Source organism: Streptomyces sp. NPDC053069 (assembly GCF_044546895.1).
In the GTDB taxonomy this organism is placed as follows: domain Bacteria; phylum Actinomycetota; class Actinomycetes; order Streptomycetales; family Streptomycetaceae; genus Streptomyces.
In genome coordinates, this window is the sequence record NZ_JBITZN010000009.1 from 283,026 (window position 1) to 308,606 (window position 25,581).

General features: G+C 72.7%; 19 protein-coding genes. 12 read left to right on the forward strand and 7 right to left on the reverse strand.

Annotation, left to right across the window (positions count from 1 at the left end; all coding sequences use genetic code 11):
* Positions 1-302 precede the first annotated feature (302 nt).
* The 3 genes from ACIGXP_RS22965 to ACIGXP_RS22975 are packed head-to-tail and all read right to left on the reverse strand — an operon-like array spanning position 303 to position 2,264.
* On the reverse strand, positions 303-1,202 hold the full coding sequence (locus ACIGXP_RS22965) for an aminoglycoside phosphotransferase family protein (RefSeq protein ID WP_399770970.1): 900 nt from the start codon (positions 1,200-1,202) through the stop codon (positions 303-305).
* A 52-nt stretch (positions 1,203-1,254) separates the two neighbouring features.
* On the reverse strand, positions 1,255-1,764 hold the full coding sequence (locus ACIGXP_RS22970) for a ferritin-like domain-containing protein (protein WP_399770973.1): 510 nt from the start codon (positions 1,762-1,764) through the stop codon (positions 1,255-1,257).
* A complete protein-coding gene (locus ACIGXP_RS22975) occupies positions 1,761-2,264 on the reverse strand; it encodes a hypothetical protein (RefSeq protein WP_399770975.1) in 504 nt (167 codons plus the stop codon). The genes ACIGXP_RS22970 and ACIGXP_RS22975 overlap by 4 nt, the downstream gene beginning before the upstream one ends.
* Positions 2,265-2,505: 241 nt before the next feature.
* Here ACIGXP_RS22975 and rimP point away from each other — a divergent pair, with 241 nt between their 5' ends.
* The 9 genes from rimP to ACIGXP_RS23020 all read left to right on the forward strand — a co-directional run bounded on the left by rimP (position 2,506) and on the right by ACIGXP_RS23020 (position 15,281).
* On the forward strand, positions 2,506-3,054 hold the full coding sequence (gene rimP / locus ACIGXP_RS22980) for a ribosome maturation factor RimP (RefSeq protein WP_363217623.1): 549 nt from the start codon (positions 2,506-2,508) through the stop codon (positions 3,052-3,054).
* 2 nt (positions 3,055-3,056) lie between these two features.
* Positions 3,057-4,043, forward strand: a complete 987-nt coding sequence (gene nusA / locus ACIGXP_RS22985) for a transcription termination factor NusA (protein WP_363217624.1) — start codon at positions 3,057-3,059, stop codon at positions 4,041-4,043.
* A gap of 101 nt (positions 4,044-4,144) precedes the next feature.
* On the forward strand, positions 4,145-4,441 hold the full coding sequence (locus ACIGXP_RS22990) for a YlxR family protein (RefSeq protein WP_363217625.1): 297 nt from the start codon (positions 4,145-4,147) through the stop codon (positions 4,439-4,441).
* Positions 4,442-4,587: 146 nt separating this feature from the next.
* A complete protein-coding gene (infB, locus tag ACIGXP_RS22995; protein ID WP_399770980.1) occupies positions 4,588-7,650 on the forward strand; it encodes a translation initiation factor IF-2 in 3,063 nt (1,020 codons plus the stop codon).
* 208 nt (positions 7,651-7,858) lie between these two features.
* On the forward strand, positions 7,859-8,152 hold the full coding sequence (locus ACIGXP_RS23000; protein ID WP_067008837.1) for a DUF503 domain-containing protein: 294 nt from the start codon (positions 7,859-7,861) through the stop codon (positions 8,150-8,152).
* Positions 8,153-8,192: 40 nt separating this feature from the next.
* Positions 8,193-8,651, forward strand: coding sequence for a 30S ribosome-binding factor RbfA (rbfA, locus tag ACIGXP_RS23005; RefSeq protein ID WP_363219960.1), 459 nt, complete (start codon positions 8,193-8,195; stop codon positions 8,649-8,651).
* Positions 8,648-9,553, forward strand: coding sequence for a tRNA pseudouridine(55) synthase TruB (gene truB / locus ACIGXP_RS23010; protein WP_363219959.1), 906 nt, complete (start codon positions 8,648-8,650; stop codon positions 9,551-9,553). Before rbfA ends, truB begins: the two co-directional genes overlap by 4 nt.
* Before the next feature lie 255 nt (positions 9,554-9,808).
* Complete coding sequence (locus ACIGXP_RS23015; RefSeq protein WP_399770984.1) at positions 9,809-14,194, forward strand: hypothetical protein; 4,386 nt, start codon at positions 9,809-9,811, stop codon at positions 14,192-14,194.
* Positions 14,195-14,333: 139 nt separating this feature from the next.
* Positions 14,334-15,281 carry a bifunctional riboflavin kinase/FAD synthetase gene (locus ACIGXP_RS23020; RefSeq protein WP_399770987.1) on the forward strand — a complete coding sequence of 316 codons (948 nt, stop codon included), beginning with the start codon at positions 14,334-14,336 and terminating at the stop codon, positions 15,279-15,281.
* Between the two features lie 108 nt (positions 15,282-15,389).
* Here ACIGXP_RS23020 and ACIGXP_RS23025 read toward each other — a convergent pair whose 3' ends face one another.
* From ACIGXP_RS23025 to eccE, 3 genes are all read right to left on the reverse strand, one after another.
* Complete coding sequence (locus ACIGXP_RS23025; protein ID WP_399770990.1) at positions 15,390-18,572, reverse strand: SCO5717 family growth-regulating ATPase; 3,183 nt, start codon at positions 18,570-18,572, stop codon at positions 15,390-15,392.
* 358 nt (positions 18,573-18,930) lie between these two features.
* Positions 18,931-19,695 (reverse strand): hypothetical protein, encoded by a 765-nt coding sequence (locus ACIGXP_RS23030; protein ID WP_363217925.1) that lies wholly within the window; start codon positions 19,693-19,695, stop codon positions 18,931-18,933.
* Positions 19,695-21,056, reverse strand: coding sequence for a type VII secretion protein EccE (gene eccE / locus ACIGXP_RS23035; RefSeq protein WP_399770993.1), 1,362 nt, complete (start codon positions 21,054-21,056; stop codon positions 19,695-19,697). The genes ACIGXP_RS23030 and eccE overlap by 1 nt, the downstream gene beginning before the upstream one ends.
* Positions 21,057-21,263: 207 nt before the next feature.
* Here eccE and eccB point away from each other — a divergent pair, with 207 nt between their 5' ends.
* From eccB to ACIGXP_RS23050, 3 genes are read left to right on the forward strand one after another with little or no spacing between them, the layout of a single operon-like run.
* Entirely contained in the window at positions 21,264-22,787 is a 1,524-nt protein-coding gene (eccB, locus tag ACIGXP_RS23040; protein WP_399770996.1) for a type VII secretion protein EccB, read from the forward strand.
* Between the two features lie 25 nt (positions 22,788-22,812).
* Positions 22,813-24,102 (forward strand): type VII secretion-associated serine protease mycosin, encoded by a 1,290-nt coding sequence (gene mycP, locus ACIGXP_RS23045; RefSeq protein WP_399770998.1) that lies wholly within the window; start codon positions 22,813-22,815, stop codon positions 24,100-24,102.
* The gene (locus tag ACIGXP_RS23050; RefSeq protein WP_399771001.1) at positions 24,099-24,707 is read left to right on the forward strand and encodes a hypothetical protein; all 609 of its coding nucleotides are present in this window, start codon (positions 24,099-24,101) and stop codon (positions 24,705-24,707) included. Before mycP ends, ACIGXP_RS23050 begins: the two co-directional genes overlap by 4 nt.
* Positions 24,708-24,838: 131 nt before the next feature.
* Here ACIGXP_RS23050 and ACIGXP_RS23055 read toward each other — a convergent pair whose 3' ends face one another.
* The gene (locus ACIGXP_RS23055; RefSeq protein WP_399771004.1) at positions 24,839-25,192 is read right to left on the reverse strand and encodes a DUF4333 domain-containing protein; all 354 of its coding nucleotides are present in this window, start codon (positions 25,190-25,192) and stop codon (positions 24,839-24,841) included.
* Positions 25,193-25,581 lie beyond the last annotated feature (389 nt).

Genomic DNA, 25,581 nt, shown 5'->3' on the forward strand with positions numbered 1-25,581 from the left:
AGCAGAAGTCGCTGAACCGCAGCAGCACGGGCTCCAGCGAGGGCAGCGCCGCGAAGTCCGCCACCCGCTTGCGAAGGGCCCGTTCCTCGCCTGCCCGCTGCCGCTGCGCCGCCGCAGACGCCGCCAGACGGTGGCGTTCGCCGTCGTCCGGCTCCGCGGCGGAGCAGCCCGCGACCAGCAGCCCGGCCATGGCCATCAGCAGGCCCCCGTGCCATGTTGTTCGCATGCGGTGAGTCTGTCCGGTGCCCTGCCCAGCCGGCACGGGTCCGGCTACCCAGGTGCATGAGTACGCCTACTCATGCCTACAGCCAGCCCGCGAACTCCAGCAGGAGTTCGGCGTCCTTCGGCCGCCCCACCCGAAGCGCACGCACCCCGGACTCCACCGCCCGGAACAGCGTCCAGCCCCGCAGGCGCTCCTGGTCCACCTCCAGCGACTCCGCGAGCCGCTTCACCCGACGCCGGACGACGGCCGCTCCGGACGGCGCCGCGATCAGATCCTCCACCCGGTCCCGCACCAGCCGCGCCAGATCGAACGCACACTCACCGACCACCGGATCCGGCCCCACCGCGAGCCACGGCATCCGCTCCCCGGCGAGCACCTTGCTCTGCCGGAACGTGCCGTGCAGCAGCCGCTGATCGAGCGGCACGGCCAGCAGCTCCTCGCGAGCCGTGAGCGCCGCGTCGACCAGCGGTGCCACCTCGGGGTCGGCGTCCGCACCCGCCCGCATCGCCGTCGCCTGCCGCCCGGTGCGCTCGGCGACGGTCTCGAAGGCATGACCGGCCGGCGGCTCGACCCAGAGCCGCCGCAGCGTCCCCGCCGCCTCCAGCAGCGCCTTCGCCTCCGGCAGCGACCGCACCGACACATCCGGATGCAGCCGCTCCAGCAGCAGCACACCGTCCTCGGCACCGGTCTCCAGCAGCTGTACGGCACCCCGTCCGCCCCAGTGCGCCAGCGCCGCCCGCTCGCTCTCCAGGCGGGCCCTCGGCGGGGCGAGCTTCAGCACGGCCGGGGTGCCGTCCGCCCGCCGCACCAGCACCACCAGGCTGCTGCGCCCGCCCGGCAGCTGGATCCGCTCCACGGTCAAGTCGCCCCTGGCGACGGCCCGTTCCGCGATCGCGGGCAGCTCCGCCAGCCAGGCGTCCCCGGCCGGTGCCGTCTCACCGAGCGCCCGTACCAGGCGCGGCGGCGGTTCGAAAGCCATGCGCGAGTCGTTCCCTTCCAGTCCGGCTCCTGTCGTACGGGCACTCACCGGGTCACCGTGACGGTGCCACCGAGGCGGAGGCCGACGGGGCCGCGCCGGCCGCGCCCGTCCCCTCGCCGGCCCGCTCGGCGAGCCCAGGGAAGGCTACGCTCTCCCCGCTCCAGCGCACCGCGCGCACCGCGGCCTCCCGCAGCGCCGCGGCGGCCGCACCGCGCCGCGCGCCCGTCGCCGCCCGCACCAGGTCCGCGTACACGCCGGCCACCCGCTCCTCCAGCCGGGCGGCGAGCCGTACGGCCGCGACCGAGTCCGGCACCGGGAACGGCAGCGCGTACGCGGCGTTCGCGGCGACCGGCTGGCCGCCCAGGTCCCGGACCTCCAGGATCAGCGCGTCCCGACGCGCCCGGTGGGCGTCGTACGCCGCCCGCGCCTCGGCCCGGCGCGCCGCGCCGATCCGGCCGCCGACGACGCCGTACCCGTACACCGCCGCGTGCTCCGCCGCCAGCGACGCCTGCAGTGCGGTCAGCTCGGCGGCCCTCGCGTCGTCCCTCGCCCTGCCGCTCACTTCGCCGCCTCGGTCAGCAGGTACGCGTGCGCGGCGCCCGCCGCCGCCACCGACGCCAGCAGCCGCGCAGGCTCGCCCGGCACCTCCAGCAGCTCCTTCGCACGCTGGTCGGCGAGGGCGCGCTCGGCGGCGGCCAGCCCGGCCAGCGCGTCCTTCTCGGCGGCCGGCACGGGGGCGGGGGAGGGGGATGCCGGGGTCGCCGTCGTGGGCGTCGCACCGTCCGTGAAGGCCGCGGCGTGGGCGGCGACCTGGGCGCGCAGCGGGCGCAGCCGGTCGGCGAGCCCGGGATGCGCGGCGAGGACGGCGTCGTACCGCTCCAGGAGTGCCCGGCTGTCCCGCGCGGCACGCGCGCGTGCCCGTGCCGTCGCAGACGGGCCGCCGCTGCCGGCGGAGTCCGGGTCGGCCGAACAGCCCGCCAGCAGCGCGGCGCCGGCGGCCGAGGTGAGCAGGGATCTTCTGCGCGGCCCCGAGGGGGCGCGCAGGGGTGGCGGGTACGGCACGGCTGACGTCCTCGGGGGGCTCGTACGAACACACGGGCGGGAGCGCGGCCCGCCGTGATCACGGTACCCGTGCACTCCCTCGCTTCATGTCACCGGCTCAGCCCGTCACCACAGCCACCCGAGCTCGAAGGCGCCCCGCCCCACCCCCGGAGGGGACAGCAACACCCCCCGCGACCGGATACCCTTTGACCAGACACGCGACCCATCCCACAACAGCACACGCGGCCGAGGAGTCACCCGGATGAGCACCACCCAGAGCGAGAGGCTGCGAGAGCTGCTGGAACCGCTCGTCACCTCCCAGGGACTGGATCTCGAAGAGATCGCCGTGGACTCCGTCGGGCGCAAGCGGGTGCTGCGCGTGGTCGTGGACTCCGACACCGGAGCGGATCTGGACGCCATCGCCGATGTGAGCCGTGCGCTCTCGGCGAAGCTCGACGAGACCAACGCGATGGGCGACGCGGCGTACGACCTGGAGGTCGGAACCCCCGGCGCGGAGCGCCTCCTCACCGAGCACCGGCACTTCGTGCGCGCCACCGACCGGCTCGTGAAGTTCCAGCTCACCGAGGGCGGCGAGCTGGTCGCCCGGATCCTGGCGGTCGACGAGGACGGTCTCGACGTCGAGGTCCCCGGGGTCAAGGGCCGCAAGGCGACCACCCGCAGACTCGGCTTCCCGGAGATCGACAAGGCGCGCGTGCAGGTCGAGTTCAACCGCAAGGACAAGACCGACGACAAGGCCGGCAAGGCCGACAAGACGGACGAGAACACCATGAAGGAAGAGGAGGAGGCGTAGCCGTGGACATCGACATGAGTGCCCTGCGGGGCTTGGTTCGGGAGAAGGAGATCTCCTTCGACCTGCTGGTCGAGGCGATCGAGTCGGCCCTCCTCATCGCCTACCACCGCACCGAGGGAAGCCGCCGACACGCGCGCGTGGAGCTCAACCGGGAGACCGGGCATGTGACCGTGTGGGCGAAGGAGGACCCCGAGGACCTCGAGGAGGGCCAGGAGCCCCGCGAGTTCGACGACACCCCCACCGGCTTCGGCCGTATCGCCGCCACCACCGCCAAGCAGGTGATCCTGCAGCGGCTGCGCGACGCCGAGGACGACGCGACACTCGGCGAGTACGCCGGGCGCGAGGGCGACATCGTCACCGGCGTGGTCCAGCAGGGCCGCGACCCGAAGAACGTGCTGGTCGACATCGGCAAGCTGGAGGCCATCCTGCCGGTGCAGGAGCAGGTGCCCGGCGAGACCTACCCGCACGGCATGCGCCTGCGGTCGTACGTCGTCCGGGTGGCGAAGGGCGTCCGCGGACCGTCGGTCACCCTGTCCCGTACCCACCCGAACCTGGTGAAGAAGCTCTTCGCCCTGGAGGTGCCGGAGATCGCCGACGGATCCGTCGAGATCGCCGCGATCGCCCGTGAGGCCGGTCACCGCACCAAGATCGCCGTACGGTCCACCCGTTCGGGTCTGAACGCCAAGGGCGCCTGCATCGGCCCGATGGGCGGCCGGGTGCGCAACGTGATGGGCGAGCTGAACGGCGAGAAGATCGACATCGTCGACTGGTCGGACGACCCGGCCGAGATGGTGGCGAACGCCCTGTCACCCGCTCGGGTGAGCAAGGTGGAGGTCGTCGACATGGCCTCCCGCTCGGCCCGGGTGACCGTGCCGGACTACCAGCTGTCGCTCGCGATCGGCAAGGAGGGGCAGAACGCCCGCCTCGCCGCTCGCCTCACCGGCTGGCGCATCGACATCCGGCCCGACACCGAGCAGGCCGGGGAATAGGCGGGGAATAAATCCCGGCCGCAGGTCGCTGAGATCACGACAACAACCGTTCGATCTTTGCCCCAAACGGGTGAGGTCGGTACGGGGAGGTAGACTTAACTGTGTCTGGCCGGACGCACGCCCGAGCATGCCCTGAGCGCACCTGTGTGGGGTGCCGGGAGCGGGCGGCCAAGAACGATCTACTGCGGATCGTGAGGATCGAGGACGCATGCGCCCCCGATCCTCGCGGTACGCTGCCCGGCCGGGGTGCCTATGTACACCCCGCTCTGGTCTGTCTCGACCAGGCGGTACGCCGCCGGGCGTTCCCGCGGGCACTGCGCGCCCCGGGGCCGCTCGACACAAAGGCGTTGCGCCGATACGTCGAGCAGACAACAGTTGTCGAGCAGGCAACACGGTAAGACGTGCCGCGCGGAACCCCGTGCGGCCCTGGTACCTCGCGAGTCGAAAGCAGGTCGAGATTGCGATGAGCACTCGATGAGTACGCGATGAGTACGCCCATGAACTAGCGACGGTCCGGCTTCAACCCGGACCTCAAAGGAGCGAAGTGGCTAAGGTCCGGGTCTACGAACTCGCCAAGGAGTTCGGTGTCGAGAGCAAGGTCGTCATGGCCAAGCTCCAGGAACTCGGTGAATTCGTCCGTTCGGCGTCTTCGACCATCGAAGCGCCGGTTGTACGTAAGCTGACCGACGCCTTCCAGGGCGGTGGCAACGGCAAGTCCGCCGGCAAGGCCGCCCCCCGCAAGGCTTCCCCCAAGCCCGCCGCGCCCTCTCCGGCGCAGGCGGCGCGTCCGGCTGCCCCGGCCCCCAGGCCGGCGGCTCCCAAGCCTCCGACGGCGCCCGCTGCCCAGCAGCCGGCGGCCCCGTCGACCCCCTCGGCGCCCGCGCCGACGCCGGGTCCGCGTCCGGTTCCCGGCCCGAAGCCCGCGCCGCGTCCGGCTCCGGCCGCTCCGGAGTTCACCGCTCCGCCGGCCGCTCCGGCCGCCCAGACCCCGCAGGCCCCGGCCGCGCAGGGTCCGCGTCCCGGTGCCCGTCCGGGTGCCCCGAAGCCCGGTGGCCGTCCGGCTCCCGGCCAGGGGCAGGCCCGTCCGGGTCAGGGTGCCCCGCGCCCCGGTGGCCAGGCCCCGCGTCCCGGTGCCCGTCCGGCCGGTCCGCGTCCGGGTAACAACCCCTTCACCTCCGGTGGCTCCACCGGCATGGCCCGTCCGCAGGCCCCGCGCCCGCAGGGCGGTCCCCGTCCGGGCGGCCCGGGTGCCCCCGGCGCCGGTCCCCGTCCGCAGGCTCCCGGCCAGCAGGGCGGCGGTCCGCGTCCGCAGGCTCCCGGTGGTCCCCGTCCGTCGCCGGCCGGCATGCCCCGGCCGCAGGGCGGCCCGCGTCCCGGCCCGGCCGGTCCGCGTCCGAACCCCGGCATGATGCCGCAGCGTCCCGCTGCCGGCCCGCGCCCCGGTGGCGGCCCCGGCGGCCGCGGTCCCGGTGCAGGCGGTCGTCCCGGCGGTGGCGGCGGCGGTCGTCCCGGCTTCGCCGGCCGTCCCGGTGGCGGCGGTGGCGGCGGCGGCTTCGCCGGCCGTCCCGGTGGTGGCGGTGGCGGCGGTGGCTTCGCCGGCCGTCCGGGTGGTCCCGGCGGTGGCGGCGGTGGCCGTCCCGGCTTCGGCGGTCGTCCCGGTGGTCCGGGCGGTCGTGGTGGCACGCAGGGTGCCTTCGGGCGTCCCGGCGGTCCCGCGCGCCGTGGCCGCAAGTCGAAGCGGCAGAGGCGCCAGGAGTACGAGGCCATGCAGGCCCCGAGCGTCGGCGGCGTGATGCTGCCGCGCGGCAACGGCGAGACCATCCGTCTCTCCCGCGGCGCGTCGCTCACCGACTTCGCGGAGAAGATCAACGCCAACCCGGCGTCCCTCGTCGCGGTCATGATGAACCTCGGCGAGATGGTCACCGCGACGCAGTCCGTCTCCGACGAGACGCTGCAGCTCCTCGCGGACGAGATGAACTACGCGGTTCAGATCGTCAGCCCGGAGGAGGAGGACCGCGAGCTGCTCGAGTCCTTCGACATCGAGTTCGGCGAGGACGAGGGCTCCGAGGAGGACCTGGTCGTCCGTCCGCCGGTGGTGACCGTCATGGGTCACGTCGACCACGGTAAGACCCGACTGCTCGACGCGATCCGCAAGACGAACGTCATCGCGGGCGAGGCCGGTGGCATCACCCAGCACATCGGTGCCTACCAGGTCGCGACCGAGGTCAACGACGAAGAGCGCAAGATCACCTTCATCGACACCCCGGGTCACGAGGCGTTCACCGCCATGCGTGCCCGTGGTGCGAAGTCGACCGACATCGCGATCCTGGTCGTCGCGGCCAACGACGGCGTCATGCCGCAGACGGTCGAGGCGCTCAACCACGCCAAGGCGGCCGACGTGCCGATCGTGGTCGCGGTCAACAAGATCGACGTCGAGGGTGCCGACCCGACCAAGGTGCGCGGTCAGCTGACCGAGTACGGCCTGGTGGCCGAGGAGTACGGCGGCGACACCATGTTCGTCGACATCTCCGCCAAGCAGGGTCTGCACATCGACTCGCTGCTGGAGGCCGTGATCCTCACGGCCGACGCCTCGCTCGACCTGCGGGCCAACCCGAACCAGGACGCGCAGGGCATCTCCATCGAGTCCCGTCTCGACCGCGGCCGTGGTGCCGTGGCGACGGTCCTCGTCCAGCGAGGCACGCTGCGGGTCGGCGACACGATGGTCGTGGGCGACGCCTACGGCCGAGTCCGCGCCATGCTCGACGACAACGGCAACAACGTCGCCGAGGCCGGCCCGTCGACGCCGGTCCAGGTCCTGGGCCTGACCAACGTCCCGGGTGCGGGTGACAACTTCCTGGTGGTCGACGAGGACCGTACGGCCCGTCAGATCGCCGAGAAGCGTGCCGCCCGTGAGCGCAACGCGGCCTTCGCGAAGCGCACGCGCCGCGTGTCCCTGGAGGACCTGGACAAGGTGCTCAAGGCCGGCGAGGTCCAGCAGCTGAACCTGATCATCAAGGGTGACGCTTCTGGTTCCGTCGAGGCCCTGGAGTCCTCCCTGCTCCAGCTGGACGTCGGCGAAGAGGTCGACATCCGCGTCCTGCACCGCGGCGTCGGTGCGGTCACGGAGTCCGACATCGACCTGGCGATGGGCTCCGACGCCATCGTGATCGGCTTCAACGTCCGTGCGGCCGGCCGCGCGGCGCAGATGGCCGAGCGCGAGGGTGTGGACGTCCGGTACTACTCGGTCATCTACCAGGCGATCGAGGAGATCGAGGCGGCCCTCAAGGGCATGCTCAAGCCGGAGTTCGAAGAGGTCGAGCTCGGTACGGCGGAGATCCGCGAGGTCTTCAAGTCGTCCAAGCTGGGCAACATCGCCGGTGTCCTCATCCGCTCGGGCGAGGTCAAGCGCAACACCAAGGCCCGCCTCATCCGCGACGGCAAGGTGGTCGCGGAGAACCTCACCATCGAGGGCCTGCGTCGCTTCAAGGACGACGTCACCGAGATCCGCGAAGGCTACGAGGGTGGTATCAACCTCGGCAACTTCAACGACATCAAGGTGGACGACGTCATCGCGACGTACGAGATGCGGGAGAAGCCGCGGGCCTGATGGCCGACGGTTTGCTGCTGGCCGGCGGGACTGCGGTCCTGTCGGCCAGCGCGCCGTTCCCGGGGGCTTCGCCCCCGGGCAGGAGCGCAGTCCACGGTGCCGAAACCCTGTCGAGTCACCGGCAGGTACGCGGTACCGTTCTTGATGTCCCCGGCCACACGGACCCGGGGCCATCGATCCCGTACCGGCGGGTGAACCGGCTACACACATGTACGTGGGGACTCTGTCCTTCGACCTCCTCCTCGGCGACGTCCACTCGCTGAAGGAGAAGCGCTCCGTCGTCCGCCCGATCGTCGCCGAACTCCAGCGGAAGTACGCCGTGAGCGCGGCCGAGGTGGACCACATGGACCTCCACCGGCGAGCGATCATCGGCCTGGCCATGGTCTCCGGCGACGCGGCGCACCTGACCGACGTACTGGACCGGTGTGAACGGCTGGTCGCCGGACGCCCCGAAGTGGAGCTGCTGTCCGTGCGGCGGCGCTTCCACGGCGACGACGACTGACCACAGAACGCAAGAAGAAGAAAGAACGGGAGACGGACCAGTGGCCGACAACGCGCGGGCGAAAAGGCTGGCGGACCTCATCCGGGAGGTGGTGGCCCAGAAGCTGCAGCGCGGGATCAAGGACCCGCGGCTCGGCTCGCACGTCACCATCACGGACACCCGGGTCACGGGTGACCTGCGGGAGGCGACCGTCTTCTACACGGTCTACGGCGACGACGAGGAGCGGAAGGCCGCGGCAGCGGGCCTGGAGAGCGCCAAGGGCATCCTGCGCTCCGAGGTCGGCCGCGCAGCCGGTGTGAAGTTCACGCCGACCCTGACTTTCGTCGCGGACGCCCTGCCGGACACCGCCCGGACCATCGAGGACCTCCTCGACAAGGCGCGGCAGTCCGACGCGAAGGTCCGCGAGGCCTCCGCGGGGGCAGCGTACGCGGGCGGCGCGGACCCGTACCGCAAGCCTGCCGAGGACGAGGCCGAGACGGACGGCGACGCCGCGGAATGACCCAGAAGCACACCACGCCCGACGGCCTCGTCATCGTCGACAAGCCGTCGGGCTTCACTTCGCACGACGTGGTCGCCAAGATGCGCGGGATCGCCAGGACCCGCCGCGTCGGCCACGCGGGCACCCTCGACCCGATGGCGACCGGCGTCCTGGTCCTCGGCGTCGAGCGCGCCACCAAGCTCCTCGGGCACCTCGCGCTGACCGAGAAGGAGTACCTGGGCACCATCCGCCTGGGCCAGAACACGGTGACCGACGACGCCGAGGGCGAGATCACCTCGTCCACCGACGCCTCCAAGGTGACCCGGGACGCCATCGACGCCGGCATCGCCAAGCTGACCGGCGACGTCATGCAGGTCCCGTCCAAGGTCAGCGCCATCAAGATCGACGGCGTACGGTCGTACAAGCGGGCCCGCGAGGGCGAGGACTTCGAGATCCCCGCCCGGCCGGTGACGATCTCCTCCTTCACGGTGTACGACGTCCGGGACGCCGTCGCCGACGACGGCACCGCGGTGCTCGACCTGGTCGTGTCCGTGGTCTGCTCCTCCGGCACCTACATCCGTGCCCTGGCCCGTGACCTGGGTGCAGACCTGGGCGTCGGCGGCCACCTCACCGCGCTGCGCCGCACGCGCGTCGGGCCGTACAAGATCGACACGGCGAAGACGCTGGACCAGCTCCAGAAGGAGCTGACCGTGATGCCGATCGCACAGGCCGCCGGAGCCGCGTTCCCGCGCTGGCAGGTGGACGCCCGGCGCGCCCGGCTGCTGCTGAACGGCGTCCGGCTGGAGATGCCCGACGCGTACGCGGGCGCCGGTCCTGTCGCGGTGTTCGACCCCGAGGGCCGCTTTCTCGCGCTCGTCGAGCAGCACAAGGGCAAGGCCAAGAGCCTGGCCGTCTTCGGCTGAGACACCTGCCACGGGTGTTGCCCGTGGAGCGGCGGCCTGCCACGGGGTGTGCCCCTGCCGCCGCTCCACGGTCCCCCCTCGGTTCCCCCACCTCTAGGGTTATCCAACGGCTCCCGCCTATTCACCCGTCCGGGCAGGCGCTCGGAGTGAACCGGGGGAGCGGAAGGGGGCGCTTTCGTCAGGCGATCTGTCCCGTCGATCATCGCGCACCTACCGTCGGAAAACAGGGCAGGCGGTACGGGCGGGAGGTACGGCATGGCGGTACGGGGCCCGCGCACCGGAAGCGGTCGCGGGGCGGCGGCGGACGGCGTGGGGGAGTCGGCGGTCGGCATCGGGGAGTCGGCGTACGGCACCGGGGAGCCGGGGTACGGCGCTGGAGGGGAGCGTCGTGGCCGGGGGCGCGACAGGACCGGCAGGGGCCGCGGGGGCGGTGACGACACCGGGTACGCCACGGGCACTGCTCGCAGCTGTTACACCAGCAACCCCGCCGGCACCGGCTACACCACCGGTACCAGCGGTATCGGCGGCGCCGGCGCCACCAGGGGCGCGGTCGGCGGCGGCACCACCGCAGACCCGGACCCCTCTGACCCCGCCGGCGACGGCCCCGGGCCCAGCCCCAGCCCCGACCCCGCCCTCGTCCTGATCCGCGATCTCGCCGGGCGCCCCAGAGGCGTCGGTTTCCTCGCTGATCACCAAGGGACCCTGATCACCAGCCACGAGACCGTCGACGGCCTGCCCCGGCTCGTACTGCATGCCGCGGACGACCGCACCTGCGTGGTGGCCGCGGACGCCGTCACCCCCCTGCCCGCTCTCGACCTGGCCCTGATCCGCACCGAGGGCCTGGGCCTGGACCCGCTGCCGCTGACCGTGCGGGAGCATGTCGACGCCGGCACGTACGTGCGGCTCCCTGCGGGCTGCTGGCGGGAGGCACGGGTGCTGGCCGCCACCGAGGTGACGTACACCGCCAACGACCGCTTCCACCTCGTCCAGGAGGCGCTGGAGCTGGCCATCGGCACCGCCGGCCAGGACGCACTGCGGCTGGGCGGCGGAGCGGCCGGGGGCCCGGTGGTCGACGCGAGGACCGGGGCGGTGCTCGGCGTCCTCGGCACCGCCCTGCACTCCGCGCAGCGCGACACGGGTTTCGCGGTGCCGCTTCGGCCCGCCGACGGCCCCCTGGCCGAGCTGCTCGCCCGCAACGCGACCACGGTGCCCGCCTACGGCGCCGACCTCAACCTGGCCGGCATCCTGCAGCTGACCGCCACCTCGGCCGGCCAGGACAGCGCGCAGGGCTTCCTCGCAGGTGCCGTGGAACCGGTCGAACGAGGCGATGTCGTACGGGAGTTGCGGGCCTTCACGGACGGTGATCGCACGGTGCTCGGGCTCGTCGGCGCCCCGGGCAGCGGCCGTACGACGGAACTCGCCGCCCTTGCCGCGCGGCGGGCCCACGGCGAGCGGGCAGCCCCGACGTTGTGGCTGCGCGGTGCCGACCTGGACGACGCCGACGACTCCGTGGCCGACGCGGCCCGCCGCACCCTGGAACGGGCCGCACGGATCGTCGCCGCCGCCCGCGCCGTCCACCGTGCCGACCTGGGCGACCTCGGCCCGGAACACCTGGCCCGGCGCGCCGCACGGGCCGGCCGCCCGCTCCTGCTCGTCCTCGACTGCCCCGAGGAGATGCCCCCCGTCCTCGCACACCGGCTGCCCGAGTGGACCAGGGGAACGGCCGCCTGGCTGCGCGAGACCGGGGCACGGCTGGTGGTGGCCTGCAGCGAGGAGTACTGGGAGCGCGCGGGGGCCGAATTCCCCACCGACCTGCTGTACACCCCGCCGGCCCCGGGCCCCGCCACTGCCCCCGCCGATCCGGTGCCTCCGGCCGCTCCGGCGACTCCGATCACTCGACTGCCTTCTGCGACTCCGGTCACTTCGCGGGGCGCCGTGGCGCCCGAGGGACCCGCCGCTCCGACACACGTCGTGACGCCCGCGTTCTGGGTCGGCACCGCAAGTCTCGCCGCGCCGGCGGCCCCCGCCGTCATGTCACCGTCTCCCACAGACGCGGCCGCCATCCAAGCCCCGGCAGCCCCCTCAGCCGCGCAGGCCCCCGGGATCGCAGGCACCATGTCGGCTGCCCAGCCCACATCCGCCGCCCGCGCCACATCTGCCGCCCCCACCTCCACGCCGAGCCCCGCCTGCATGGCGCCCACGGCCCTGCCCGCCCTCGGCGCCACCGCCACCAAGGTCACCAGCGCCGTCATCACCGCGCAGGCCGAACCCCCCGGGCCTCCCGCTCCCCAGGCCACCACGCCGCCGACCACGCCCACCCCCACCGAACCCGCCCGGCCTCTCCCGCCCCGCCTGCACCTCCCCGACCTCACCGAGGACGAGGCGCGTCTCGCCCGGGCCCGCTACTGGATCCCGGACGGGGTCCTGGCCGATCGTGAAGCGCGGCATCCGCTGACCCTGCGCCTCTTGGCCGAGATCCGCGCCGCCGTGCCGGACATGCCGGTCGCCGGGCCGGTCGACCGGCACGAGGTGTTCGCGGCCCACCTGGACCTCATGTGCCTGCGGATCGCGGTCCGGCTCGCCGCCGGCAGCGGCCTGCGCGGCACGGCCGTACGCCGGCTCGCCGCACGCGTCGCCGGGCAGGTGCACGAGGCCGCCCGGCGCAGCCTCGGGCCCGGGCAGGGCGAGCTGGACCGGGAGTCCTTCGAAGCGGTGTTCCCCTGGGGCCCCGCCCCGGCCCGGCTCGGCGGCGGTACCGGTTGGGCGTCCGCCGTCCTCACCGAGGGCCTCCTCGTCCCGGCCGGCCGCGGCTACCGCTTCGCGCACGAGGAGCTGGCCGACTGGATCCAGGGCCTGCACCTCGACCTCGACGAGGCCCTGCGCGCCCTGGTCCACCGTCCCCGCGCCGACCGCGAAGACGCTCCCGTGCCGGTGCCGCACCACCGGATCGGCCCCGTCGTCCAAGCCCTGCTGCTCCTCGCGCGGCAGTACGGACACGACCAACTCGCCCTTCGACTACATGACTTGACGGATGCCCTGGACCGCGACCCCGGCTCCTGGTGGGGGGCCCGGCTGCTCACCCGCACCCTGCTCCAGGTCCCGGACGCGACCCCGTACACCGAGGTGCTGCGGCAGCTCGCCGACCGCATCGTCGTCTGGCGCCGAGCCCAGCGGCCGGTACCGGCCGAGTTCGGTCCCGCCTTCTGGACCGAGCTGCCGGTCTCCGACACCGAGCGGCTCGATCTGCTGCGCCGGCTGGTGCTGGCCGACCAGGCGCCCCCGGAGGCCGGCGAGCGCTACCTGGACGCCGTCGCCCGGCTGCTCGCCGCCGCCCCCGCCGTCGTACAGCCGCGACTGACGTGCTGGTTCGACGACGAACGGCCGCTGCCCGCGACCCCGCACGCCACCGTCGCGACCGCCGCGCAGGCGCTGCTGCACACCCACCGGCACGGCGCGCTGGACGACCTCACCGAGATCCTGGTGGCGAGCGCGCACCGGCGCGCCGACGAACTGCTCACCACCCTCGCCGAGGACGAGCCGTCGGCCATCTGCCGGGCCGTGGACCGCTGGGCGCACGACGAGCGTCCCGCCCGCCGGGTCGCCGCCGTGGCCTTCGGGCTGCGCGCGGCCCCGCACGTCCGCTCGGCGGCCGACCGCGAACTGCTGCGCTACGCCGCCCTCGCCCTGCTCGCCCGACCCGCCGACTGCACCCTGCACGGCGGCGCCCTCGCCCTGCTGGTGGGCGACCCGCAGACCCGCGACCAGCACCTCGCCGCAGCCCTGCGGCACTTCGCCGACGGCGACCCGCAGTTCCCGCCGGGCGCCCTGGCCCCCGCCCTGGCCACCCACCCCGAACCGGTCCTTGAGGCCTTTCGCGCCCGACTGCGCGGCCCGCACGCACGAGAGGCACTGGGCACCCTGACCGACGTCACGGACCCGGCCCTCGCCCGCCGCGTCGCGGCCCTGGTCCGGGAGGCGGTACGGCTGCACCCGGAGACCGCCGGACACGTCGCCGCCCAGGTCGACCGCCGCCTCGCCCAGGGCCCCACCACCCGCCCGGTCCTGCTGCCGCTGGTCACGGGCCTGCTGGACGACGCCCCCGAACAGCTGCGCGCCGCCCTCGCGACCGTCCTGGCCGCCCCCGGCACCACCGCCTCCCGCCCCCTGCGCCGCGAGCTGCTGGAGTTCCTGCTCGCCCGGGAGCAGGCCCCCTCCGTCCTGGATGCCGTCCTGCACGCGGCGGCCGAGTACGGCTACGGCGCCGGCGACGGCCATGGCGACAGAGCCGGGCATGGCGCTCGGGAGGATCGTGAGGAGTCGGAGGAGCGGGCGGAGCGGGCGCACTGGGAGAACTGTGAGCAGCGGGAGGACCTTGAGGATCGGGAGGAGGGGGAGGCCTGGGAGGAGTGGGAGCAGGAGGCCCGCGGGCTCGTCCACCGCACCGGACTGCTCCTCGTCCGCACGCCCGAAGGCGCCACCCACTTCGACCGCGGCCTGGTCGACCTGGGCCGGCACGTGCCCGGCTTCGCCGCCCGGATGGCCCGCTGGCTGGCCGCCGCCCCGGAGGACTGGGCCGCCGTGGTGGGTCCCAGCACCCGCCGCATGCTGGAGAACCTGGCGGGCGTACGCGTACCGGCCTGAGCCGTGCCCGGGGCGAACGGTGAACGTGCGCCCGGTCACAGCCCTGGTACCGATGCGGGCCCCGGGCACCCGGCATGGCACCCTTAGACCTGCACAAGAGTCAAGACAGACACGGACACGGGTTCGAGGAGCGGTCACAGTGCAGCGCTGGCGTGGCTTGGAGGACATCCCCCAGGACTGGGGGCGCAGCGTCGTCACCATCGGTTCCTACGACGGCGTCCACCGCGGCCACCAGCTGATCATCAAGCACGCCGTCGACCGCGCCCGCGAGCTGGGTGTACCGGCCGTCGTGGTCACCTTCGACCCGCACCCCAGCGAGGTCGTCCGCCCCGGCAGCCACCCGCCGCTGCTCGCCCCGCACCACCGCCGTGCCGAGCTGATGGCGGACCTGGGCGTGGACGCGGTCCTCATCCTCCCCTTCACCACCGAGTTCTCGAAGCTCTCGCCCGCCGAGTTCGTCGTGAAGGTCCTGGTGGACAAGCTGCACGCGAAAGCGGTCGTGGAGGGCCCGAACTTCCGCTTCGGTCACAAGGCCGCCGGTAACGTCGAGTTCCTCGCCGAGCAGGGCAAGACCTACGACTTCGAGGTCGAGGTCGTCGACCTGTACGTCACCGGCTCGGCGGGCGGTGGGGAGCCCTTCTCCTCCACCCTGACCCGCCGCCTGGTCGCCGAGGGCGACGTCGAGGGCGCCCGCGAAATCCTGGGCCGCCCGCACCGCGTGGAGGGCGTGGTCGTGCGCGGCGCCCAGCGCGGCCGCGAACTGGGCTTCCCGACGGCCAACGTCGAGACGCTCCCGCACACCGCCATCCCGGCCGACGGGGTGTACGCCGGCTACCTGCACGTGCAGGGCGAGGCCATGCCCGCCGCGATCTCGGTCGGCACGAACCCGCAGTTCGACGGCACCGAGCGCACGGTGGAGGCGTACGCCATCGACCGCGTGGGCCTCGACCTGTACGGGCTGCACGTCGCCGTCGACTTCCTCGCGTATGTGCGCGGCCAGGCGAAGTTCGACACGCTGGAGGCCCTGCTGGAGCAGATGGCCGCGGATGTGAAGCGGTGCCGGGAGATCGTCGCCGCGGAGGCGTAGGCCCTGAGCGGCAGCGTTTCCTGACTCCTTCCACGGCGAAGGGCGGCCGGTGCGAAGAACGCACCGGCCGCCCTTTTTCCTGTCTCCTGCTCCGTGTTTCCTGCCGTGCTACTGCTGCTGGGGCGGCGCCTGCGGCGGCTGCTGTCCCTGCTGCGGAGGCTGCGGGTAGCCGTACGGCTGGCCGGGCTGCTGCGGCGGGTAGGGCTGCTGCTGGCCGGGTGCCGCCTGCGGGTGGGGCTGCTGGCCCGGCGCGGCCTGCGGGTACGGCTGGCCCTGCTGGGGCGGGTAGGGCTGCTGGCCCTGCGGGTAGGGCTGAGCCGGCGGGTACGGCTGACCCGGCATCGGCTGCCCGGGCATGGGCTGGCCGGGCATGGGCTGACCCGGCATCATCTGGCCGGGCATGGGCTGACCCGGCATCGGCTGGCCCGGCATGGGCGGGGCGGCCACCGGGGGCGGGTTGCCGTCGCTGGTCCACAGCCCGTGCGACTGCTGGTGCCGTACGAAGTCCTCGGCGACCAGCGCGGCGAGGTTGAAGTAGGCCTCGCGCGTCCGTGGCCGCATCATGTCGAGGTCGACCTCGGCACCGGCGGCCAGATGCTCGTCGAAGGGCACGACCACGACACCGCGGGTCCGCGTCTCGAAGTGCGACACGATGTCCTCGACCTTGATCATCTTGCCGGTCTCGCGGACCCCGGAGATCACGGTGAGGGACCGCGAGACCAGGTCGGCGTACCCGTGCGCGGACAGCCAGTCAAGCGTCGTACTGGCGCTGCTCGCACCGTCCACGGACGGCGTGGAGATGATGATGAGCTGGTCGGCGAGGTCGAGCACCCCGCGCATGGCGCTGTACAGCAGACCGGTGCCCGAGTCGGTCAGGATGACCGGGTACTGCCGGCCGAGCACGTCGATCGCGCGCCGGTAGTCCTCGTCGTTGAACGTCGTCGAGACGGCCGGGTCCACGTCGTTGGCGATGATCTCCAGCCCGGAGGGCGCCTGCGAGGTGAACCGCCGGATGTCCATGTACGAGTTCAGGTACGGGATCGCCTGGACGAGGTCACGGATGGTCGCCCCGGTCTCCCGGCGCACACGCCGCCCGAGCGTGCCGGCGTCCGGGTTGGCGTCGATGGCGAGGATCTTGTCCTGCCGCTCGGTGGCGAGGGTGGAGCCGAGGGCCGTGGTCGTCGTGGTCTTTCCGACACCACCCTTGAGGCTGATGACCGCGATGCGGTAGCAGGAGAGCACCGGCGTGCGGATCAGCTCCAGCTTGCGCTGCCGCTCGGCCTCCTCCTTCTTGCCGCCGATCTTGAACCGGCCGCCCGCCGCAGCGGGCCGCCCGCTCTTCGCCTTCTGCCTCTTGTTGTTGAGCAGTCGGTCCGAGGACAGCTCCACGGCGGCGGTGTAACCGAGCGGCGCCGCACCCGGGTTGGTCGGCTGCCGCTGGTCGTGCTGAACGGGCTGCGGCCACGCGGCACCGGACCGCGGATCGACCGGAGCCTGCGGCCCACCGCCACCCTGCCCGGCTTCCGGCCCCTGCGGCCCGTGCAGGTTCTCCGGGGGCTGGGGGAACCCATAACCACCGGGCTGGGGTTGGGGCTGGGCGTTGGGCGCGCCGGGCTGGGGGAATCCATAAGCTCCCGGCTGAGCCTGCGCGTTGGGGTCGGCTTGCGGCGCCGGCGGCTGGGGGAATCCGTAACCTCCGGGCTGCGGCTGGGGCTGGGCGTTGGGGGTGCCGGGCTGAGGGAACCCATACCCTCCGGGCCGGGCCTGCGCGTTGGGGTCGGCCTGCGGCGCCGGCGGCTGCGGGAAGCCGTAACCGCTCGGCGTGGGGGACCCGGCCGGGACCGGCTGCGGTCCCGGTCCCGCCGTCGGCTGCCCCGGCTGCGGCGCCACAGGCGCGCCGACCTGGTTGCCCTGACCCGGCTGACCCGGATGACCCGGCTGACCCGGCCCCGGCTGGTCGGCCTGGCTCCAGGCGGCGGGGGCGGGCTGCGGGGCCTGGGGCTGGAACGGCTGCTGCTGTGCGGGTACCTGGCCGGGGCCCTGCGCGGGCGCCGGCTGTGGCTGCCCCGGCATCGGGCCGGGCTGCTGCGGCGCGGGCTGCTGCAGGGGCCACTGGGCCGCCGGAGCGGGCGCCGCGGGCTGGTAGGAGGGCGGCAGCGGGGGTACCCCGTTCTGCGGCGCGGGCGGAGGCGTCCAGGCGGGCGGGGCGTCCTGAGGAACGGGCGGTACGGCGGCCTGGGGCGCGCCGGGCTGCGGGGTGCCGTGAGACTGGCCGGCCTGCGGCTGAGCACCGCTCTCGGGCGTGCCCGGCTGAGAGGCGCCGTCCTGGGTGGTGGTGTCCGCCGCTATGGCGGCCTGGACGACGGCGTCCGCGGGTTCCGAGGCGTCGGACCGGGCGTCGGCGGACTCGGCCTCGGCAGACCCGGGGTCATCGGACTTGGTGTCATCGGCGGAACCTGCCCGAGCACCGGCCGCGTCCCCGGCCCCGGTGTCGCCCTCGGCCTGAACCTTGCTCACGGCGTCGCGGTCACCCGGCTCCTCACCCCCGTCGGCGCCGGAGCTGTCAGGGTGCTCCGCCTCCCCGGCTCCGTCGGAGGCGGCTGCATCGCGCCCGGGGCGGTCAGTCCCGACGACCCCGTCCCCGGACTCCTCGCCCGCCGGCTCCTCGGAGCCCTGCGGTGCTGCCGCGGCATCCGGCGCGGGCTCCTCGGACGCAGCGCCCTCGGCACCGGCGGACGGCGTGGTCGCCCCGTCGCCCGCAGCCGTACCCGCAACCCCGGCGGAGCCCTCGCCGCCGGACCCGGCCTCCTTCGCGGCTGCCGCCGCGCGCTCGGCGATCTCGGCCATCTCGCGTTTCAGGGCCACGGCGGAGAACCGCATGGTGGCCCCGCTCTCCAGGTCCCCGTTGCCCGTCTCCGGCCCGACCGCCGCAGCCGGCGCCACGGCCTCCGGCTGCGCCTGCGGGACGGGCTGCGCCTGCGGGACGGGCTGCGCCTGCGGGACGGGCTGCGCCTGCTGCAACTCGAACCCGTCCGGCACCTTCTGCATCGGCACGGGATTCCCGACGGGCGGCACGGGGGCGGCGTACGGCGCGGAGTGGGGTGGCGGGGGCGGCGGCATCGGGGCCGACGAAGGCGCGCCGGACGGACCCGACGCGTTCTGCGTGTACCAGGCGGGCGGGGCGTAGTCGATGGTGAACTCGCCCGTCATCTCGATGGCGGACTCCGCGTCGGTCTGGTCGTCGTCGGGTGTGTCCCAGCCCCCGCGGATCCCGTCCCGATCGCTGTTCACAGTTCCTCCTGGTGGTCGAACACCCTCATGCCGTGCTTGGGGGCGACCGTTCCTGTCGTACGATTCGCCGGGCTTCCCCCTTGGGTCACTGGACCCCTGCGTCGCAGAGCGCGCACCACCCGCTCGCGGGGGCTCGCGACGTGCCCGACCCCAGCCTAATCACCAAAACGACGCGGCTGGCAGGCCCGTCCGCCCCTTCCTGCCCGTCCGACGCGTCACACCGGGCCCGAGACCGCCACGGCGTATGGGTGCGTACACCAAAACGTGACGAAGACGCATCGGAATTCGCCCACGGAAGCGGGCGAATTCAGGCGACAACCCGCGAGTGCACGTGAAAACCGGTCAAGTTGGGCGCTTCTCAGTCCATCCGGCGTGCCACGCCCAGCAGTCCTGTCTCGGCGTCGGTCGCCCGCGTCACCACGTACTGCCGGTCCCGCTCCGTGCACCAGAGCGTCACACCGTCCGGAAGCGTCGGCAGCGTTTCGAGTTCGGGACGCGGGAGCCCCATCACCCGCCCGATCTCCGCCGCCTCGTCCGGCGACACCCGCTGCACGCCCACCAGACGCGCCTGACGCATCAACCGCGGCGCGACCGGGCTCAGATAGGGCAGCAGTGTCAGCACGGACTGCCAGGGAGCCGACACCACCCGTCCGCGTGGCGGCCGCATGCCGCAGTCCCGCACCACCAGCACCGGTGTACCGGCCGAGGCGCCCTGCGGGGGCACACGGCCGACGTCGTACACCGCGAGGCCGTTCTGCCCGCCGCCCATGGCGTGCACCATGGGCATCCAGGCCTGCGCGCGTCCGGTCTCCACAGCCACCCGCGCCCCTGTCGCTGCCGCCCGCAACGCCATGACCTGTGCGGTCCACAGACCGCCGATGAGCACGATGTCGTAGGGCGTGGGACGGTTCACCCCGAGCACGGCGGGCTGGCCCTCGGCGTTGACGCCGACCACCACGCCGTCGTCGCCGATGGGCAGGGACAGGGCGTCGGCCTGCTCCACGGGCAGCGCGTGCCGCGGGTGGCGGGGGCCCAGGAGGCCGAAGCCGGTGCGCAACCGCTCGCCGAGGCCGGGCGCCGACGTGGTGGTGCGCGACGGCGCGGACGATGTCGACGGGGCCATCAGCGGGCACCTCCAAGCGGCAGGGTGGCCAGAACGCCGGGGAGTTGTTCACGGTCCAGACGCGCGAGTGCGGTCCGCGCCTCGCGCGCCGCACGTTCGAGATCGCGGCGTGCGTCGGTCAGTTCCTGGTTGCTGCGGCCGGTGATCCGCACATGGCCGGTGATGGCCACGTCCTGCTGCGCACCCTTGGCCAGCGTCAGACTGAAGGTCGTCGCCAGTGCGGGGACCTCGGTCAGCCGAGCCACCAGCTGCGCCAACGAACCGTCGGCACCGCCCAGTTGGGGCCAGCGGCGCACCCAGTAGGTGGTGTGCCGACGGTTGTCGCAGCGCCAGCTGCGGCTGGACTCCTCGGTGCGACGCTGCGGCGCCTCCCCCCGCCCGGCCTGGGCCGTCACCATGGGGTTGGCGCAGGCGGACGTGGCGATGGCCGCCGTCAGCTCCTCCTCGGTGAGCACGCTCGCCCGGAAGCCGGCGCCGGTCAGCCGGCTCGCCAGGTGCTCGGCCGCGCGCGTCAGGCACTTCTGCGCGCCCGGCAGCCCGCCGCCGCGCGCGGCCACCGCCTCCGGGCACAGCTCGGGATCGAGCTTCAGCGCGATCCAGGTGATGCGCACGGCAGGGGAGCCGGTCTGGGCCTGCAGCGGCGCGTAGTTGCTGACCACGACCGACTGCTGGGGCAGGTGCAACGCGGGCGCGGGCTGGGTGTGCACCACGATCTGCGCCGACTCCAGCCGGATCCCGTCGACTTCGAGGACGTCCCGTACCAGGGCCACCGGCAGCGGTCTGCGGCCGCGCTCCGCACGCAGTGCGTCGGCGTCCGACTCCACCTGGAGCACCGCGGTCAGAAAACCACCGTCGCCCACCATGCCGATCGGCCGCTGGTCGCGGTCGTCACCGCGGCTGTAGCTGTACGTGCGCAGGGTCGGGTCGCACTCCACGGCGGGCGCGAGACCGGAGTCGGTTCCCGAAGGAACCGGTGTGCTCGCGGCCCGCCGCTTACGGGCCCGCAGCGCCAGCAGGGTGCTGAGCCATTCCGGCAGGGAGCGCCCCCGGCGTCGTACGACGGCGAGCACCACGAACAGCACGGCGACGGGAGCCACGGCGATCAGCGCGATGGTCCCCATCAGCCACCCGCACACCAGGAGCGCGGCCGCGATCTCCAGCAGTACCAGCCGCTGCAGCGCGAACGAACCGCCACGACCCGAGCGGGACTCCAGATGCGGCGAGAAAGCGCCCTGATGGGGCGTCGGTGCCTGCTGGACGGTGGTCAGGGAGGAAGAGTCGCCGCGGCCGCCCGACCGGCGCGCACGATGAGGTCGTGAGCCCGATTGCGATCGCGACCGGGTCCGCGTTGCGGAAGCCATCACTCCAAAACCCCCGAACTCACCCGGAAACCCTTTCAGCTCCGGTCCCTTCAAGCCCTGAGCACCCTACCCGTGCCACACGCACGTCCACGCAACAGGCATAGTAGGGGGCGGGTCTGACAGTCGAGTCACCAGAGGCAACCGAGGGCGGGGGACGGATCTTCACAGGTTCCCCACGGCTCCGCAACGGGGAGAGAGCGGACACAGATGGCATCACGGCGGGACGAACTCAACGCCTACACCTTCGCGAAGCGCCGCACGCTCGCAGCATTCCTTCAGCCTTCGCCCTCCGGCTCGGAGGAAGGCGCTCCCAAACCGCTGGGCGCACTGGTGCCCGGCCTCGTCGTCGGCGCCGTCGTCCTCGCGGTGTTCGGCGCGATCGGCATGTTCAGTCCGACGGCGCCCAAGGGCTGGGACGACCCGGAAAAGCACGTCATCGTCGCGAGCGAGTCGACCACGCGTTACGTCGTGCTGAAGACGGGCAAGCAGAAGCAGCTGCACCCGGTCCTCAACATGGCTTCGGCCAAGCTGCTCCTGAGCCCCGACAACGACAGCGTCATCACCGTCGACGAGAAGGTCCTCGACAGCGGAAAGCCCCCCCACGGCGTCACCATCGGCATCCCGTACGCCCCGGACCGTCTGCCCTCCCCGGACGAGGCCTCCGCAGCCAAGCGCTGGGCGGTCTGCGAACGCCCCGGCGAGGGCGGCCGGGCCATCCAGAAGGCGGCGTTCGTCCTCGCGAAGAAGGAATGGTCCACCACGGAGGGGCCCGACAGGCTCACCCGTGGAGATCTGATGTACGTCGTCGGCCCCGACGGCAAGACGCAGTACGTCGTCGACGCGCAAGGCACGGCGTACCAGATCGCCGCTCCCGGCGACAAGGAACTGCTCAAGGCCCTCGACACCCGCAGCCGCGCCCCGCAGCGCGTCTCCCAGGAGTGGCTCGACACCCTGCACAAGGGCGACCCGGTCTCGATCCCGAGGATCCAGGGCACGCCCGGTGCGAAGGCCGGCGCCGGGATTGTTCCGGCGCAGTACGACAAGGTCGGCGAGGTCATCAAGGCGTACGACGGCCAGAGCCTTCAGTACTACGTCGTACTGCAGGGCAAGGTGGCCCGCGTCTCCGAGTTCACGGCCACGCTCCTGCTCAACAGCCCCCAGCTCCTCAGGGTGGGCCAGGCGGGCGAGGCGCAGCAGGTCAGCCCCGGCGCGGTCGCCGACAGCACGACCTTCCGCATGAGCAAGAACTGGCCGACGTACAAGCCGAACACGGTGAACGACGGCTCCAGTGCCACCAGCGGCCGCAACACGGTCTGCAACGTGCTCCGGTCGGTCGGCGCCAAGGGCAGCACCGCCCTGTCGACCTGGGTGGGCAAGGACTTCCCCGCCCAGCTGCCCACCGGCTCCTCCAGCGGGTATGTGACCCCCGGCTCCGGCCAGCTCTACCGTCAGTTCCAGGGCACGGAGACCACGGTCGGCGGCGTCTTCCTGGTCACCGACACCGGCCTGCGCTACGCCCTCCAGTCCAACAGCGACAACGACTCCAAGAACGAGGGCGTCGGCACCTCCGCCAAGAAGCGCAAGGAGGAGCTGCAGGAGGCGAAGATCGCCCAGACCCACCTCGGCTACGCGCAGGTGACGCCCACCCCCATCCCCATGCAGTGGTCGACGTTCCTGCCGACGGGACCGCGTCTGTCGGAGGCGGCGGCCCGGCAGCCGCAGGGCTCGTAGCGGCGGCGCGGAGGAGAACGGAATCATGCTGAAGGCGAAGGCAAGGACGCCGGGAGCCAGGACATCGGCCACCGCGGCAAGAGCGGCGGCCCTGACCGCCGCGGTGGCCCTCACCGCCACGACGACGGCGATCGCCCTCCCCGCCGCCCCGGCCCTGGCGGACGACGGCCAGTGCACCTTCCCGTCCAAGCCGTACACGGGCCGGCCTTGGGCGCTGCAGCGCGTCAACCTCGATGAGCTGTGGGCGCAGTCGACGGGCAAGAACGTCCAGGTCGCCGTGATCGACACCGGAGTCGACGTCAAGAACCGGCAGCTCACCAAGGCCGTGGACGCGTCGAAGGGCGAGAACCTGCTGCCCGAGAAGAACTCCAAGGGCGAGAAGATCGACCGCGGCAACAAGTCGGGCACCACGGACACGGTCGGCCACGGCACGCGCGTGGCCGGCATCATCGCGGCCCGCCCGATGAAGGGGACGGGCTTCGTCGGCCTGGCCCCGGACGCGGTGATCATCCCGATCAAGCAGAACGACGCAGAAGGCGACGGCACGGCGGACACGCTGGCCCAGGCCATCCGCGACGCGGTCCGCGCCGGCGCGGACGTCATCAACATCTCCCAGGACACGGCCAAGGCGCTCGACCCGAGGAACTCGAAGCTGAAGGACGCCGTCGACTTCGCCCTGGGGCAGAAGGTCGTCGTGGTGGCCTCGGCCGGCAACGACGGCCTGGGCGGCAACGTCAAGCGGACCTACCCGGCGTCGTACGAGGGCGTCCTGGCCGTGGCCGCGTCCGACCGCAACAACGAACGGGCGCCCTTTTCACAGTCCCAGGACACGGTGGGCGTCGCGGCACCCGGCGTCGACATGATCTCCACAGTCCCGGGCGGCGGCCACTGCTCGGACAACGGCACGAGCTTCTCGGCCCCCTATGTGGCGGGCGTGGCCGCCCTGTTGAAGTCCAAGTACCCCAACTGGTCGGCCCAAGAGGTCGTCGCCCAGATCGAACAGACCGCGGAACGCTCGATCCCGGGGCATGACCAGCTGGTGGGCTGGGGCGTGGTGGACCCCGTCAAGGCACTGACGGACGTCGACCCGGAACACCCCGTCCAGTCCCCGAAACCCGAGGGCGGCGTGTCCAAGGCCGAGGCCCCGTCGGTCACGCCCCTGCACTTCGGCGAGACGGCGGAGGAACGGAACTCCCGTATGGCGATGTACGTGGTCGTCGGCGGCCTGGTCCTGGTCGCGGCCCTGAGCGGTACGGCGGTGGCGGTACGGGACGCACGCCGCAGGCGCGGGAGGCAGGCGGAGGCCGGCCGGTGAACGCCCTGGACGAGCTGAACGTGCTGGGCCTGGCCGTGTCCGCCGTGCTGCTGGCCATGGCCTGCGTCAAGGCGGACCGGGTGCGGTCCTGGCGCTCGAACATCAACCCATCGGCACCGGAGCTGCCCGACGCCGCCTTCGTCGCCGCACGCGTCCTCTTCGTCACCCTGGCCGCCATCGGCATCTACACGGCGATCCAGGGCTTCGGCGTCTCCGACGACACGTCATGGGACGACAGCGAGCTGACCAGCGCGGTGCAGCAGGCCGTGGACGACTTGGACGGCTACACCTTCACGGCGGACGACTCCGGCACGCCGCTCTCCTTCGACGACTACACGTCGCTGCTGAAGGACAAGGTCGTCCAGTACGGCGGCGGCGACGCCCCCCAGACCGGCGTGACCGTCACCCCGGCCGACACCGACACGTACGACGACGCGCACCTCACCGTCACGGCGGCCGGTACGGATGCGGCCTTCTGCACCCGCATCGAGCGCACCCGCTCCAAGAAGGACGACTACACACCGCCGGGCATCACCGGCGGGGAGGGCTCACTGACGTACCGGGGATACAGGCTCAGTGCGACGACGCAGAAGGGTGAGTGCTGAGGGGAGTGGCGGCAGGCCGACAGACCTGCCAGACCTCACGGACGGCCTGCCGAAGATCACTCCCCGCCGGGTCCAGCAGGACATGAGGACGGTGTCCCGCGCCGAGATCGGTTGGCGGATCACTTGGCGGATCAGTTGACGGCCGGAGAGGCCTTGTCGTCGGCCTTGATGTCGAAGTTGATCCGGCCGTCCTTCACCGAGGTGACGGTGACGGTCACGCCCAACGTGCTGCCGTCCTCAGCGGTCAGCTTGCAGCGGGTGCTGGTGCCGACCTTCCCCGTGAGGTCCTCGGGGCAGCTGATGTGCGGCTTCGGCCGGCCCGTCTGTGCGGCGAGCCGCTCGGAAACCGTGGTGGCCAGCTTGTCGGCGGACACCTTCGGCTCGGACTTCCCCACACTCACCGAGCCCGAGCAGCCGACGAGCAGCGTACCGGCGGCCACGGCCGAGAGAATCGAAACAGCTGTGGTCGTCCGGGCTTTGGACATTGCAACACTCCGCGTCGGCTCGTGATGAAAAGAAGACCCGGAAAGCATACGCGGCGAGGGCCTGTGGCGCGCTGAACGGCTATCCGGGCGTTTGCCGTTGCAGGCGATGCTCCATAAGTTCTCCACTTTCTCCGCGAATGGTCCGCGGCGCCTGAAAGTCCGGCGTAACCGGTGAACGAAGTACGCCCGCGTCACTCACGAGAGTGAATCCGAAGTCGACGAAGTGACGTAATGCCCCTGAATTTGCGGGCAGTTGACCGGCCTGTGACGCTGGTGGCGCCGCGTGGCAGGAGCAGTGCGGGGCGGTGAGTTCAACAATGCCTCACGCCGATTCACAAGGTTGACCTGAAGGACCCGACCGAGCGGGGCTCTTCGCTGGGCGATGATTC

Coding starts and splice junctions, on each gene's coding strand:
- eccE (WP_399770993.1), bottom strand. CDS start 21,056: ATGGCTTCCGCAACGCGGACCCGGTCGCGATCGCAATCGGGCTCACGA.
- mycP (WP_399770998.1), top strand. CDS start 22,813: ATGCTGAAGGCGAAGGCAAGGACGCCGGGAGCCAGGACATCGGCCACC.
- ACIGXP_RS23000 (WP_067008837.1), top strand. CDS start 7,859: ATGTACGTGGGGACTCTGTCCTTCGACCTCCTCCTCGGCGACGTCCAC.
- ACIGXP_RS23055 (WP_399771004.1), bottom strand. CDS start 25,192: ATGTCCAAAGCCCGGACGACCACAGCTGTTTCGATTCTCTCGGCCGTG.
- ACIGXP_RS23015 (WP_399770984.1), top strand. CDS start 9,809: ATGGCGGTACGGGGCCCGCGCACCGGAAGCGGTCGCGGGGCGGCGGCG.
- rimP (WP_363217623.1), top strand. CDS start 2,506: ATGAGCACCACCCAGAGCGAGAGGCTGCGAGAGCTGCTGGAACCGCTC.
- ACIGXP_RS22965 (WP_399770970.1), bottom strand. CDS start 1,202: ATGGCTTTCGAACCGCCGCCGCGCCTGGTACGGGCGCTCGGTGAGACG.
- eccB (WP_399770996.1), top strand. CDS start 21,264: ATGGCATCACGGCGGGACGAACTCAACGCCTACACCTTCGCGAAGCGC.
- ACIGXP_RS23030 (WP_363217925.1), bottom strand. CDS start 19,695: ATGGCCCCGTCGACATCGTCCGCGCCGTCGCGCACCACCACGTCGGCG.
- truB (WP_363219959.1), top strand. CDS start 8,648: ATGACCCAGAAGCACACCACGCCCGACGGCCTCGTCATCGTCGACAAG.